This window comes from Polaromonas sp. A23 (assembly GCF_002001015.1).
Taxonomy (GTDB): Bacteria; Pseudomonadota; Gammaproteobacteria; order Burkholderiales; family Burkholderiaceae_C; genus Polaromonas.
The window spans coordinates 229228-243723 of the sequence record NZ_MUNO01000026.1 but is presented as its reverse complement, the minus strand read 5'-3'; the positions used below and the strand labels follow the sequence as shown (position 1 = coordinate 243723).

General features: G+C 60.8%; 13 protein-coding genes. 11 read left to right on the top strand and 2 right to left on the bottom strand.

Going from position 1 to position 14496, the window contains the following annotated elements; all coding sequences use genetic code 11:
- The first annotated feature begins 8 nt into the window (after positions 1-8).
- The 6 genes from infB to B0B52_RS14600 all read left to right on the top strand — a co-directional run bounded on the left by infB (position 9) and on the right by B0B52_RS14600 (position 8518).
- Positions 9-2894: a translation initiation factor IF-2 gene (gene infB / locus B0B52_RS14625; RefSeq protein WP_077594386.1), complete on the top strand. Its 2886-nt coding sequence runs from the start codon at positions 9-11 to the stop codon at positions 2892-2894.
- Between the two features lie 56 nt (positions 2895-2950).
- Entirely contained in the window at positions 2951-3319 is a 369-nt protein-coding gene (gene rbfA / locus B0B52_RS14620; RefSeq protein WP_077594385.1) for a 30S ribosome-binding factor RbfA, read from the top strand.
- A gap of 90 nt (positions 3320-3409) precedes the next feature.
- Entirely contained in the window at positions 3410-4423 is a 1014-nt protein-coding gene (gene truB, locus B0B52_RS14615; RefSeq protein WP_077594384.1) for a tRNA pseudouridine(55) synthase TruB, read from the top strand.
- Between the two features lie 33 nt (positions 4424-4456).
- Complete coding sequence (gene typA, locus B0B52_RS14610; RefSeq protein WP_077594383.1) at positions 4457-6280, top strand: translational GTPase TypA; 1824 nt, start codon at positions 4457-4459, stop codon at positions 6278-6280.
- Positions 6281-6515: 235 nt separating this feature from the next.
- Positions 6516-7400, top strand: coding sequence for a DMT family transporter (locus B0B52_RS14605; RefSeq protein ID WP_077594382.1), 885 nt, complete (start codon positions 6516-6518; stop codon positions 7398-7400).
- Entirely contained in the window at positions 7397-8518 is a 1122-nt protein-coding gene (locus tag B0B52_RS14600; protein ID WP_077594381.1) for an enoyl-CoA hydratase/isomerase family protein, read from the top strand. Before B0B52_RS14605 ends, B0B52_RS14600 begins: the two co-directional genes overlap by 4 nt.
- A gap of 9 nt (positions 8519-8527) precedes the next feature.
- Here B0B52_RS14600 and smpB read toward each other — a convergent pair whose 3' ends face one another.
- Positions 8528-9082, bottom strand: coding sequence for an SsrA-binding protein SmpB (gene smpB, locus B0B52_RS14595; RefSeq protein WP_254425717.1), 555 nt, complete (start codon positions 9080-9082; stop codon positions 8528-8530).
- A 55-nt stretch (positions 9083-9137) separates the two neighbouring features.
- Here smpB and B0B52_RS14590 point away from each other — a divergent pair, with 55 nt between their 5' ends.
- Positions 9138-9590 (top strand): type II toxin-antitoxin system RatA family toxin, encoded by a 453-nt coding sequence (locus B0B52_RS14590; protein ID WP_077594380.1) that lies wholly within the window; start codon positions 9138-9140, stop codon positions 9588-9590.
- A 5-nt stretch (positions 9591-9595) separates the two neighbouring features.
- On the top strand, positions 9596-9934 hold the full coding sequence (locus B0B52_RS14585) for an RnfH family protein (protein WP_254425716.1): 339 nt from the start codon (positions 9596-9598) through the stop codon (positions 9932-9934).
- Between the two features lie 28 nt (positions 9935-9962).
- On the opposite strand, the gene B0B52_RS14580 is transcribed toward B0B52_RS14585, so the two are convergent.
- Entirely contained in the window at positions 9963-10502 is a 540-nt protein-coding gene (locus B0B52_RS14580) for a DUF4124 domain-containing protein (protein ID WP_139351951.1), read from the bottom strand.
- A 144-nt stretch (positions 10503-10646) separates the two neighbouring features.
- On the opposite strand from B0B52_RS14580, the gene guaB reads away from it, so the two are divergent.
- The 3 genes from guaB to B0B52_RS14565 all read left to right on the top strand — a co-directional run bounded on the left by guaB (position 10647) and on the right by B0B52_RS14565 (position 14457).
- Positions 10647-12116: an IMP dehydrogenase gene (gene guaB / locus B0B52_RS14575; protein WP_077594378.1), complete on the top strand. Its 1470-nt coding sequence runs from the start codon at positions 10647-10649 to the stop codon at positions 12114-12116.
- A 131-nt stretch (positions 12117-12247) separates the two neighbouring features.
- Positions 12248-13861 carry a glutamine-hydrolyzing GMP synthase gene (gene guaA / locus B0B52_RS14570; RefSeq protein ID WP_077594377.1) on the top strand — a complete coding sequence of 538 codons (1614 nt, stop codon included), beginning with the start codon at positions 12248-12250 and terminating at the stop codon, positions 13859-13861.
- Positions 13862-13872: 11 nt separating this feature from the next.
- On the top strand, positions 13873-14457 hold the full coding sequence (locus B0B52_RS14565; RefSeq protein WP_077594376.1) for a 2'-5' RNA ligase family protein: 585 nt from the start codon (positions 13873-13875) through the stop codon (positions 14455-14457).
- Positions 14458-14496 lie beyond the last annotated feature (39 nt).

The following is a 14496-nucleotide window of genomic DNA, read 5'->3' as shown; positions in this document are numbered from 1 at the left end:
AAAAACATATGTCCAGTACCACTACCGTCGCTGAATTCGCAGCTGAACTGAATAAACCCACCGCCACCCTGATCGAGCAATTGACCAGCGCAGGTGTTGCCAAGGCGCAGGCGACAGATGCCCTGTCGGAGGCCGACAAGCAGAAGTTGCTGAGCTATCTGCAGGCTGCCCATGGCACCGCCAGCGCAGAGCGCAAGAAAATCACGCTGGTCAAGAAGTCGACCACCGAAATCAAACAGGCCGATGCGACCGGGCGCGCTCGGACCATTCAGGTCGAGGTTCGCAAAAAGCGTACCTTTGTCAAACGTGACGAAGGCTCCGAGCAGGCCGTGGAAGAGGTGTCCGCACCTGCTGCCGCGTCCCAGGCGCCCGTGATTGACGATGCCGAACTGGTGCGCCGCGAAGAAGAAGCCAGCCGCCACGCCGAGCTGCTGCGCCGCCAGGAAGAAGAGCTGTCGGAGAAACGCCGTCTGCGCGAAGAGCAGGACGCGAAGGAAGAAGCTCGCGAGCAACAGGAGCGCCAGGCCGCCGAGCAGACCGCTCAGGCCGCAGCTCAGGCGGCTGAAGCTATCGCCAAACAGACCAAGCCCGCGAGCAAGGCAGCTGCCGCCAAAAAAGCGGCGGCCGAGACTCCTGTGGCCGAAGATCCCGCCGTGGCCGAAAAAGCTGCAGCCAAGGTTGCGGAGGCCAGTGCCGCCAAGGCCAAGGCAACAGCCGAATTCCAGGCCGACGCCGTCAAGGTGCAGGATCTGCAAGATCGCCGCAAGAAAGCTGAAGCAGAAGCCGCCGGTATTCGCGCCATGATGAACGCACCCAAGCGCGTGCTGGTGCCCCACGTTGACCCCAAAGCGGTCATCAAAGGCACGTTGCACAAGCCAGCCGTGGTACCGGGCGCCGCCAAACCGGCAGCGCCGGGTGCAGCTGCAGGTGCCGCGGGCAAGAAGGAAGTCAAGTCGGAGAACCTGTCTTCGACCTGGAAAGATGACGCCGCCAAGAAAAAAGGTGAAATCAAGACCCGCGGCGCGACCGCCGTGCCGGGGCGGGGCAATTTCCGTGGTGGCCCGCGTGGCCGCCGCACGCCGGACCGCGACTCGCGCTCCGAGTCCACCTTTGTGGCGCCGACCGAGTTCAAGGTCATTGAAGTGCATGTGCCGGAGACCATCACCGTGGCCGAACTCGCGCACAAGATGAGCGTGAAATCGTCCGAGGTCATCAAGCACCTGATGAAGTTGGGCCAGATGGTCACCATCAATCAGCCGCTGGACCAGGATACCGCGATGATTGTGGTGGAAGAGATGGGCCACAAGGCCGTCACGGCCTCGCTGGACGATCCGGAGGCGTTTGCCGACGAGGACGTTCAGGGCCAGCAGGCCGAGTTGCTGCCGCGCGCGCCGGTCGTGACCGTCATGGGTCACGTCGACCACGGCAAGACCTCGCTGCTCGATTACATTCGCACCGCGAAAGTGGCCTCCGGTGAAGCCGGCGGCATCACCCAGCACATCGGCGCCTACCACGTGGAAACCCCGCGCGGCATGGTCTCCTTCCTGGATACACCGGGTCACGAGGCGTTTACCGCCATGCGTGCCCGTGGTGCTCAGGCGACCGACATCGTGATTCTGGTGGTGGCTGCCGACGACGGCGTGATGCCGCAGACCCGCGAAGCCATCAAGCATGCGAAAGCGGCTGGTGTCCCCATCGTGGTCGCGATCAACAAGATCGACAAGCCCGGCATCAACATGGAGCGTGTCAAGGGCGAGCTGGTCACCGAAGAGGTGATTCCCGAAGAGTTCGGCGGCGACGTGCCTTTTGTTGGCGTGTCGGCCCATACCGGCGCCGGCATTGATGCCCTGCTCGAACAGGTGCTGCTGCAGGCCGAAGTGCTTGAACTCAAGGCACCGGTCGATGCGCTGGCCAAGGGCCTGGTGATTGAAGCCCGCCTCGACAAGGGTCGCGGCCCGGTCGCCACCGTGCTGGTGCAAGCGGGTACCCTTAAGGCTGGCGACGTGGTGCTGGCTGGTTCGACCTTTGGTCGCGTGCGCGCCATGCTGGACGAAAACGGCAAGCCGATCAAGACGGCCGGTCCGTCGATCCCGGTGGAAATTCAGGGTCTGACGGAAGTGCCGCAGGCTGGTGATGAATTCATGGTCATGCTCGACGAGCGTCGCGCCCGTGAAATCGCCACCTACCGTGCAGGCAAGTTCCGCAATACCAAGCTGGCCAAGCAGCAGGCATCCAAGCTGGAGAACATGTTCTCCGACATCGGCGCAGGCGAGGTCAAGATGCTGCCCATCATCATCAAGGCTGATGTGCAGGGTTCGCAGGAAGCGCTGGCGCAGTCATTGCTCAAGCTCTCGACCGACGAGGTCAAGGTGCAGCTGGTGTACTCCGGCGTTGGTGGCATTTCCGAGTCCGACGTCAACCTGGCCATCGCGTCCAAGGCGGTGGTGATCGGGTTCAACACCCGTGCCGATGCCCAGGCCCGCAAGCAGGCAGAAAACAACGGTGTCGATCTTCGTTACTACAACATCATTTATGACGCTGTAGACGAGCTGCGCGCCGCGATGTCGGGCATGTTGACGCCGGACAAGAAGGAAGAAGTCATCGGCACTGCCGAGATCCGCCAGGTGTTCAAGGTCAGCAAGATCGGCTCCATCGCCGGCTGTATGGTCACCGCCGGTGTGGTTCGCCGCAACGCGCGTCTGCGCCTGCTGCGCGAAAACGTGGTCGTCTTCACCGGTGAACTCGACTCGCTCAAGCGTTTCAAGGACGATGCCAAGGAAGTCAAGGAAGGCTTCGAGTGCGGCTTGAACGTCAAGGGCTACAACGACATCCAGGTCGGCGACATGCTTGAATTCTTCGAGATCAGGGAAGTGGCCAGGACACTGGAGGTCTGATGCAGCAGGCTGGCCGCTCTCCGGGGCAGCCAGCCGACCGACAGACCCATTAAGTTATGCGTAAAAAATCATCCACCCCGAACCGCGGTTTTCGCGTTGCCGACCAGATCCAGCGCGATCTGACGGAGCTGATCGCGCGCGAGTTGAAAGACCCGCGGGTGGGGATGGTGACCATCCAGGCCGTCGAGGTGACGCCGGATTACGCGCATGCCAAGGTGTTTTTCAGCGTGCTGATCGGCGACCCGAAAGAGTGTGAAACGGCATTGAACCAGGCGGCAGGTTTCCTGCGCAACGGCCTGTTCAAGAAGCTGATGATCCACACGGTTCCAACCCTGCATTTCCAGTTCGACCGCACCACAGAACGTGCGGCCGACATGAACGCCTTGATTGCCAAGGCGGTTTCTTCCCGCGCCCAAGACGACTGAGTTCGCGCCGTTTCCCTTGATGACAGGTTCAGGGACAACGGTGCCAACAGAGCGCCCGGGCCAGCCCGTGCGCTGAGCCTGTCGGAATTTATGACGCAAACTTCTTCTCATCGCCAAAAGATACAGCGACGTCCCGTGCACGGCGTGCTGCTGCTCGACAAGCCGCTGGGTCTGTCGAGCAATCAGGCCTTGCAGAAGGCCAAGTGGCTGCTGCGCGCCGACAAGGCCGGTCACACCGGTACGCTGGACCCGCTGGCCACCGGCGTGTTGCCCCTCTGCTTTGGCGCTGCCACCAAGTTCAGCCAGCTTCAACTCGACGCCGACAAGACTTACGAGGCCGTGCTGCTGCTGGGCCAGAAAACCAGCACCGCCGATGCCGAAGGCGATGTGATTGAAACCCGGCCGGTGCCGGCCATCACGACGGAACTGCTGGCCGAGATGACGCGCCGCTTCACCGGCCCGCTGGCGCAGGTGCCTCCCATGTATTCGGCGCTGAAGAAAGACGGCAAGGCGTTGTACGAATACGCCCGCAAGGGTGAAGAAGTCGAGCGGGAAGCCCGCAACGTCACAATTTACAAGCTGAATATGACTCTAGTCCAGGATCCACGGGCGCAAGCAGCTATCAAAATAGTAGTGTCCTGCAGCAAGGGAACTTACATTCGTACCCTCGGTGAAGACATCGGGGAGGCCATCGGATGCGGTGCCCATCTGGGATCGCTGCGGCGGCTGGAGACCGGCGGCTATACCGACGGCCAGTGTGTCAGCCTGCCTTCGCTTGAAGCCATGAGCGAGGCTGAGCGTGAAGCCTGCCTGTTGCCGGTGCAGTCGCTGGTGGCGGCGTATCCGGTTGTCACACTCGATGCCGACAATGCAGGGCGTTTCCTGAGCGGCCTGCGTCGCCGTGGCAGCCCGGGCCAGTGGGGCCCTGATGCTGCGATGGTGCAGGTCTTCGGATCCGAGCCCGCGGCCTTCCTGGGCTCGGCCCATGTCACCGCTGACGAACTGATCCCCGGGCGCCTGCTCAGCCCGATTGAAATCCAGGACATGTTGGCGGCCCATTCACCCGTTTCTTCCAGCCCTGCGGCAAGCGCCGCAATGGCTTAGCACCAACGATTTGAAGTTTTTAGAAAGCGAACCATGAGTCACAAACAAATCCGCAATATCGCCATCATCGCCCACGTCGACCACGGCAAAACAACCATGGTCGACCAGCTGTTGCGCCAGTCCGGTACCTTTGCCGAACACGAAAAAGTGGTCGACACCGTGATGGACAACAACGCCATCGAAAAAGAGCGTGGCATCACCATCCTGGCCAAGAACTGCGCTGTGACCTGGGAAGGTACCCACATCAACATCGTCGACACCCCCGGCCACGCCGACTTCGGTGGTGAGGTGGAACGCGCCCTGTCCATGGTCGACGGCGTGGTGTTGCTGATCGACGCGCAGGAAGGTCCGATGCCGCAAACGCGTTTTGTGACCAAGAAGGCCTTGGCCCTGGGTCTGAAGCCCATCGTGGTGGTCAACAAGGTTGACAAGCCGGGTGCCAATCCCGACAAGGTCATCAATGCCGCTTTCGACCTGTTCGACAAGCTGGGCGCTACCGACGAACAACTCGATTTCCCGGTGGTATATGCCTCCGGCATCAACGGCTGGTCCTCGCTTGTAGAAGGCCCACCCAATGAGCAGTGGGGTCCGGACATGTCGGCCCTGTTCAATACCATCCTCAAGCACGTGCCGCATCAAGAAGGCGACCCTGCAGCGCCGCTGCAACTGCAAATTTCCGCGCTCGACTTCTCGACCTTCGTGGGTCGCATCGGCGTGGGCCGTATCAGCCAGGGCACGATCAAGCCCATGATGGATGTCGTGGTGATGGAAGGCCCGGATGGCAAGGCCATCAAAGGGCGGATCAACCAGGTGCTGACATTCCAGGGCCTGGAACGCGTGCAGGCGCTGGACGCCGGTCCAGGCGAAATTGTCCTGATCAACGGCATTAACGAAATCGGTATTGGTGTGACGATCACCGACCCGGTCAATCCTGCACCGCTGCCCATGCTCAAGGTCGACGAGCCGACGCTGACCATGAACTTCTGCGTCAACACCAGCCCGCTGGCCGGCCGTGAAGGCAAGTACGTCACCAGCCGCCAGATCTGGGACCGCCTGCAAAAGGAACTGCAGCACAACGTTGCCTTGCGCGTCAAGGAAACGGACGAAGAAGGTATCTTTGAAGTCATGGGCCGGGGCGAATTGCACCTGACCATCCTGCTGGAAAACATGCGCCGTGAAGGCTTCGAGATGGCTGTGTCCAAGCCTCGCGTGGTGATGAAGGAAGTCAACGGCGAAAAGCACGAGCCTATCGAGCTGGTGACGGCCGACATCGAAGACCAGCACCAGGGCGGCGTGATGCAGGCTTTGGGCGAACGCAAGGGCGAACTGGTGAACATGGAGCCGGACGGCCGTGGCCGTGTGCGCCTCGAGTACCGCATTCCGGCGCGTGGCCTGATTGGTTTCACCAATGAATTCCTGAATCTGACGCGCGGTTCCGGTTTGATCTCCAATATCTTCGACAGCTACGAGCCGCACAAGGGCGAGATCGGTGGCCGCAAGAACGGCGTGCTGATTTCCATGGACGACGGTGAAATTTTCACCTACGCCCTGGGCAAGCTGGACGACCGCGGTCGCATGTTCGTGCGGGCCAACGACCCTGTGTATGAGGGCATGATCGTCGGCATTCACTCGAGGGACAACGACCTGGTGGTCAACGCCACGCGTACCAAGCAGCTGACCAACTTCCGCGTGTCCGGCAAGGAAGACGCGATCAAGATCACGCCGCCTATCGAGTTGACGCTGGAGTACGGTGTCGAGTTCATCGAGGAAGACGAATTGGTCGAGATCACGCCCAAGTCGGTTCGCCTGCGCAAGCGTCACCTGAAAGAAAGTGACCGCAAGCGCGCTGGCCGTTGATGGCCCCCACGGTGAGTAACCGCCCCCACGGTCGCTCACTGCGTGTAGCTTCCTGCCCCCCGAGGGGGCCGCTGCGCCTGCGGTCTGGCAAAGCCAGTTCCGCGGCCCCTGCTGGAATGAAGTCGGGGAGGGTGGCGATATCGGGGTGAACGCTTGACACGGCCGCTGTGCGCTTCGCTCCCAGCGGCCTTTTTTTAGTGACACGGAAACAGTCGCCTGAACTTCTTTCATCATCATGAAACTCACGCATTCCAAAGCCGTACTGCTGATGATCGCGATCACCCTGATGTGGTCGATTGCGGGTGTGGTGACGCGCCATCTTGAATCGGCAAAAAGTTTTGAAGTGACCTTCTGGCGCAGCTTTTTCACGCTGTTGTCGCTGCTTGTCATCCTGCCGCTGTTCCAGGGCAGGGAGGTGTTCACCAGGATTCGCCGGGCCGGCCGCTTCCTGTGGCTGTCCGGTGTCTGCTGGAGCATCATGTTCACCGCCTTCATGCTGGCATTGACGATGACCAGCGTGGCTAATGTGTTGGTGACCATGGCGCTGGGGCCTTTCCTCACGGCGCTGATCGCCAGAGTTTTCATTGGCCATCGCATCCCGCCCCGGACCTGGGTGGCCATTGCCGTGGCCGGTGCGGGCATCGCGTGGATGCACGGCAGTCAGGTCAATCTGGGAGGTGGTGCAGCGCAGTTTGCCGGGACCCTGGTGGCCCTGTTGGTGCCCATGGCCGCAGCCGTGAACTGGACCGTGGTACAGCGCAGCCAGGCCCACGGCGAAAAAATCGACCTGGTGCCGGCCGTGCTGGTGGGCGCCGCAATCTCTTCACTGCTCACCTTGCCACTGGCTTTTCCGTTCGCCGCAACACCGCATGACATCGGCTTGCTGGCGCTGCTAGGTCTGGTGCAACTGGCGATTCCCTGCGTGCTGTCGGTCGTTTGTGCCCGCGTGCTGAAAGCGCCGGAGATGGCCTTGCTGGCACTGCTGGAGATTATTTTCGGCATCCTGCTTGCCTGGGTGGGAGCCGGCGAAGTGCCTGCTGCAAGTGTCCTGACCGGCGGCATGCTGGTCATCGGAGCGCTCGTGATCAATGAATTGATGGGTTGGAGACAGAGAGCATGAATCAGGCAACACACCTATCCGGCCACAGCGATATCCTGGCCGAGGTGCGCGGGCAGGTCGGCTTCATCACCCTGAACCGGCCCAAGGCACTCAATGCGCTGTCGCTGCAGATGGTGCGCGACCTGGCGGCAGTGCTGACGGCATGGCGCGATGATCACGCTGTTGTTGCCGTGGCGATCAGGGGGACCAACAAGGCAGGGCGCCCCGGCACTCCGGAAAGCCTCTTCGGCGGTTTCTGCGCCGGCGGCGATATCCGCTTTTTTCACCAGGTTGCGCTGGCAGGCGATTTGGAACTTCTCGATGCTTTTTTCACCGAGGAATACCGCCTTAACCACCTGATCCACAACTATCCCAAACCTTATATCGCCTTCATGGACGGCGTAGTGATGGGTGGCGGAATGGGAATCAGTGTCGGGGCGAAGCTCCGCATTGTGACCGAACACAGCAAGCTGGCCATGCCGGAAACCAATATCGGGCTGTTTCCCGATGTCGGCGGTGGCTATTTCCTGAGCCGCTGCCCGGGCAGCGCCGGTGAATACCTGGCGCTGACCGGTGCGGTGATTGGTGCCGCCGAGGCGCTGGCTTATGGTCTGGCCGATATCCAGCGGCCCGCCGCCAGCTTGCCTGCCCTGTGGGAGGAGCTTGCCTCAACAGCAGACCCTGAGCAATGGGTTGCTACGAATTTGGTAGCTGACAGCGTACGCGCTGAAAGGGCTAACGACCCATTTGATGCTTATTTTTCGCTGGCACGGGTAAAACACATCGTTGATGCCCTGGAAGCTGCGAAGGATGACGACTGGGCGAAAAAGACTGCCGCCATTTTGCGCAAACGTTCACCGCTGATGCTGCATGTCACGCTGGAGCAGATTCGGCGCGCCCGAAGCATGAGCTTGGGCGACGATTTGCGCATGGAGCGCGACATCGTCCACCACTGCTTTCATTTGCGGCCCGGCGCTGCGAGCGAGACGGTCGAAGGCATACGCGCGCTGGCGATCGCCAAGGACTACACACCGAAGTGGCAGCCAGCCCGGATTGAAGACGTCAAGCCGCCAATGGTGCAGGCTTTTTTTGCCAGCCCCTGGACAGCGGACACACACCCGCTGCGCGATTTGGCCTGACACTGCCGGTCAACGGCTTCGGGACTTCATCGCGCGCTCAACTTCCCGTTTGCCTTCCCGGTCCTTGATGGTGTCGCGCTTGTCGTGCTCACCCTTGCCCTTGGCCAGGCCGACCTCGCATTTGACCTTTCCAGCCTTCCAGTGCAGGTTGAGCGGCACCAGGGTGTAGCCTTTTTGCTCGATCTTGCCTATCAGGCGCCGGATCTCATCCTTGTGCATCAACAGCTTCTTGGTGCGCACGGAGTCCGGGCGCACATGCGTGGAGGCCGTGCCTAACGGATTGATCTGACAACCGATGATGAAGAGTTCGCCGTTGCGGATCACGACATAGCCGTCGGTCAGCTGCACCTTGCCTTCGCGCAGGGACTTGACCTCCCAGCCCTCGAGCACCATGCCGGCCTCAAACCTCTCTTCAATGTGGTAGTTGAAGATGGCTTTTTTGTTATCGGCAATTCGCACGGCTGCAGCGGCAGCTTTTGCGGTGAGATTGCTTGCGGGCTTGCCCGAAGGTTTTCCGGAGGACGCGGCGGCCGGTTTTTTGGAGGATGCTTCTTTGGTGGCCATGTATGGAAGTTAGGGGCGGCGTCGGCTAATACAATCGAGCGCAGCCTATGATTGTATGAAAACCGTTCACAAGTCCGTTCTTATCTGGTACAGCGCCGCCGAAATGTTTGCGCTGGTCACCGACGTTGCCAGTTACCCCCAGTTTTTACCCTGGTGCGACCAGGCCCAGGTGGTCGAGGAAGACGACAAAGGCATGACGGCCAATGTCGGAATCTCCATCGCCGGAATCCGCCAGAGTTTCACCACTCGCAACACCCATGTGAAAGACCGCAAGGTCTCGCTCAAGCTCGTCGACGGGCCTTTTTCAAAGCTCGACGGGCACTGGGACTTTACGCCGCTGGGTGACGGTACGGAGCGCGCCTGCAAGGTGAACTTCAACTTGCGTTACGATTTTGACAATGCTGCGCTGGCCGCGCTGGTAGGCCCCGTGTTCGACAAGATCGCAGGCAGCCTGGTCGACGCCTTTGTGAAAAGGGCGACGCAGGTCTATGGCGAGGCCGAGGTCTGAGCTCGGTGAACGCGCTGACCATTTCGCTGCTCTACTCGCCCGGGCCGCGGCAAGTACGGCAATGGGATATAAATTTGCCGGTTGGCAGCACCGTGGCGCAGGCCATTGCCGCCAGCGGTTTATTGCTTGAATTTCCAGAACTGGCGGATAGCCGCCTCTCGGTGGGAATTTGGGGGCGAAAAACCAGCTTGCGGCAGGTACTGAAGCATCAGGACCGGCTGGAGATCTACAGGGCCTTGCGGGTGGACCCAAAGATTGCCCGGCGAGAGCGTTTCAGCAAGCAGGGCGTCAAGAAATCAGGCCTGTTTTCCAAAAAGAGAGCAGGGGCCAAGGCGGGATACTGAAAGTGAAAGCACCGAATCCCGTGCAGGCCTATTTGCAGTCACTGTCCACGATGCCCTGGAGGCGTTTACTTTCAGTGGCGCGGGCATTGTCATCCATGAACTCGCGTTCACCTTTGGCGTTAACAGTGGAGATCCTGACTCCTGATTGAAAAGAGGCCAAGCCTTTTTTGGCGCGTTCGCAGTTGTCAGCCTTGCCCTTGGCCATTTTTTCTTCCTCAGCCTTTTTCTTGGCAGTTTCTTCTTCCTCGAGCTTCTTCTTTTTAGCTTGTAACTCGGCATCTTTGCCAGAAATTTTTGGCATATTCGGGTCCACTTTCCCCGCGGGAGGCGCCGCTGCAACTGCGCCTTCTGTGCCTTCGACTGGCGCCGTTGGTGCGACTGAGCGCCCTTTTTTGCCTCCAGGCTGCTTGAGGACGTCCTTGTCCTGTATGTCTGTGGGTGGCGGGCGGTCGCTGAAAACCTTGCGCCCATCTTTGCCTATCCACTGCCATTGCGCCGCTGCAGACAGTGCAAAAGTCCAGCCTGCAAGAATGAGAAGGAGGTGTTTGGGAGTCATTTTCAGTTCCATAGGGTCAGTGTACCGGCTGTACTCCCCGGTGGAGAAAATGTGTGGTTCCGTTCGTCGCCTTTTTGTAACGCGGCAGGGCAAGCTTTAGGCGCTAGGGTTTGTACCGACCGGCGCGGGTACAATCGTGTTTTTGGAGCTATCCCTATGCGCCTACTCGGCAAAGCGCTCACCTTCGACGACGTATTGTTGGTGCCAGCGTTCTCCCAGGTCCTGCCCAAGGACACCTCGCTTTCCACCCAGTTCTCAAGAAACATCCGCCTGAACCTCCCCCTGGTGTCAGCTGCGATGGATACAGTCACCGAAGCCCGGCTGGCCATTGCCATTGCCCAGGAGGGCGGCATAGGTATCGTCCATAAAAATCTCACAGCGCAGCAGCAGGCCGCCGAAGTGGCCCGGGTCAAGCGTTATGAGTCCGGCGTGGTGCGCGATCCCGTGGTCATCACGCCCGAGCACACCGTGCTCCAGGTCCTGCAGCTTTCCGAGCAGCTCGGCATTTCCGGTTTTCCGGTGTGCGACGGCGGCAAGGTGGTCGGCATTGTGACCAGCCGTGATCTGCGTTTTGAAACGCGTTACGACGTCAAGGCGCACCAGATCATGACGCCACGCGAGAAGCTGATCACGGTCAAGGAAGGCACTTCGGCCCTGGAAGCCAAAGCCCTGCTCAACAAGCACAAGCTTGAGCGCCTGCTGGTGGTCAATGACGATTTCGAGCTCAAGGGCCTGATCACCGTCAAGGACATCACCAAACAAACCAATTTTCCCAATGCCGCGCGCGACGGCTCTGGCCGCCTGCGCGTAGGCGCCGCCGTCGGGGTGGGCGAGGGGACGGAAGAGCGGGTGGAAGCACTGGTCAAGGCAGGTGTGGATGCGATTGTGGTGGACACCGCCCACGGGCACAGCCATGGCGTGATCGAGCGCGTGCGCTGGGTCAAGAAAAACTATCCGCAGGTTGATGTCATCGGCGGCAACATTGCCACCGGCGCCGCCGCACTGGCACTGGCCGAGGCCGGCGCCGACGCAGTCAAGGTCGGAATCGGCCCGGGCAGCATCTGCACCACCCGCATCGTCGCGGGTGTGGGCGTCCCGCAGATCATGGCTATCGACAATGTGGCGATGGCATTGCGCGGCAGCGGTGTGCCGCTGATTGCCGACGGCGGCATCCGTTACAGCGGCGACATCGCCAAGGCGATTGCCGCGGGCGCAGGTACTGTGATGATGGGCGGCATGTTCGCCGGCACCGAAGAAGCACCCGGTGAAGTCATTTTGTTCCAGGGCCGCAGCTACAAGAGCTACCGCGGCATGGGCAGCATTGGGGCGATGCAGCAAGGCAGCGCCGACCGCTATTTCCAGGAAGCCACCACCGGCAACCCGAACGCCGACAAGCTGGTGCCCGAGGGCATTGAAGGCCGGGTGCCCTACAAAGGCTCCATGGTCGCCATCATTTACCAGATGGCCGGCGGCTTGCGGGCGAGCATGGGCTATTGCGGTTGCGCCACCATAGAAGACATGCGCAACAAGGCCGAGTTTGTCGAGATCACGACCGCCGGCATACGCGAGAGCCATGTCCACGACGTGCAGATCACCAAGGAAGCTCCCAACTACCGGGCGGACTGATGTGGCCCCCACGTTCGCTCACTGCGTGTAACTCTCTGCCCCCCGAGGGGGCGCATTTTTCCTTGGGGCGGCCCGGCGGAAAAACCCCCACCCCCAGATTCAACGTGATTCGGTAGCGACTGTTCCATCCAATGCAGCACCAAAAAATCCTCATCCTCGATTTCGGCTCCCAGGTCACCCAGCTGATCGCGCGGCGCATCCGCGAAGCCCATGTGTTCTGCGAAGTACATCCCTGTGATGTGACCAGCGACTGGGTGCGCGAGTACGCAAAAGACGGCAACCTGAAGGGCATCATCCTCTCCGGCAGCCATGCCAGCCTGTGGGAAGACGAAACCCTGCGTGCGCCCGATGCGGTGTTCGAGCTCGGCTTGCCGGTGCTGGGCATCTGTTTCGGCATGTACGCGATTGCCCATGCCCTGGGCGGCAAGGTCGAAGGCGGGCACAAGCGCGAGTTCGGTTATGCCGAAGTCCGTGCCCGTGGCCACACCAAACTGTTTGACGGCATTCAGGACTACACGACCCCCGAAGGTCACGGCATGCTGCATGTCTGGATGAGCCATGGCGACAACGTGACCGAGATGCCACCCGGCTTCAAGCTCATGGCGTCCACCGACTCCTGCCCGATTGCCGGCATGGCTGACGAAGAGCGCAAGTATTACGCGGTGCAATTCCACCCGGAAGTTACGCACACCACCCAGGGCAAGGCCATCCTCGAGCGTTTCGTGCTGGACATCTGCGGCACGCGGCCTGATTGGGTCATGGGCGACTACATCAGCGAAGCGGTCGAGAAAATCCGTCAGCAGGTGGGCAAGGAAGAAGTCATTCTCGGCCTGTCCGGCGGTGTCGATTCGTCGGTCGCCGCTGCCCTGATTCACCGCGCGATCGGCGACCAGCTGACCTGCGTGTTTGTGGACCACGGTCTGCTGCGCCTGAATGAAGGCGACATGGTGATGGACATGTTTGTCGGCAAGCTGCACGCCAAGGTCATTCGCGTGGATGCGGCCGACCAATTCCTCGGCCATCTCAAGGGTGTGAGCGAACCCGAAGCCAAACGCAAGATCATCGGGCGCGAATTTGTTGAAGTCTTCAAGTCCGAGGCGGGCAAGCTCAAGAACGACCAGTCGCGCCATGTGGCCTGGCTGGCACAGGGCACGATTTACCCCGACGTGATCGAATCCGGCGGTGCCAAAAGCAAAAAAGCCGTCACCATCAAGAGCCACCACAACGTGGGCGGCCTGCCCGAGCAGCTCGGCCTTAAGCTGCTCGAGCCCTTGCGCGAACTGTTCAAGGACGAGGTGCGCGAACTCGGCGTGGCGCTGGGCCTGCCGCATGACATGGTGTACCGCCATCCATTTCCCGGCCCCGGTCTGGGCGTGCGCATCCTCGGCGAAGTCAAGAAGGAATACGCCGACCTGCTGCGCAGCGCCGATGCGATCTTCATCGAAGAACTCCGCAACTTCAAGGACGCGGAAACCGGCAAGAGCTGGTACGACCTGACCAGCCAGGCCTTCACCGTCTTCCTGCCGGTGAAAAGTGTGGGCGTCATGGGCGACGGCCGTACCTACGACTATGTGGTGGCCCTGCGCGCCGTGCAGACCAGCGACTTCATGACAGCCGACTGGGCAGAGTTGCCTTATGCGCTGCTCAAAAAGGTATCGGGCCGCATCATCAACGAAGTGCGCGGCATCAACCGCGTGACCTACGACGTCAGCAGCAAGCCGCCGGCCACGATTGAGTGGGAATAAGGGCTGCTCCCATGCTCGGGCAGTCGCTCTTGCCGGGTTTTGACGCCTCGCCCCACCTCACGGACCGGCTGTTTTTCGCGATTTTTCCGGATGCCGGGACTGCAACGCAGATTGCCGGTCTGGCGCAACAGCTGCGCGAAGAACATGGCCTCAGAGGCAAACCGCTGAAAACGGAGCGTTTCCATGTCACGCTGCATCACTTGGGCGATTACGCAGGGCTACCGCAGGATCTGGTGGATGTGGCCTGTGCAGCAGCCGCAAGCATTGCCGCCGCGCCATTCGACGTCACGTTTGATCGGGCGGCCAGCTTCTCTACCGCTCCGCGCAACCGGCCATTTGTCCTGCGTGGCGGCGATGGTGTCGCTTCATTGATCGCGTTTCAGCAGACCCTGGGTGATGCGCTGAAAAAGACTGTGCTCGGCCGCTGGGCCAAGCCGGCTTACACGCCTCACGTGACCCTGCTTTATGACGACCGCGGCGTTCCGGAGCAACCTGTGCCGGCGGTTTCCTGGACGGCCAGCGAGTTTGTTCTCATCCACAGCCTGATTGGCCAGACCCTGCATGTACCCCTCGCGCGCTGGCCTCTGTACGCTTGAACTGACGGGGTGGTCGGTTGGAGCCCTCGGGTTTTTATC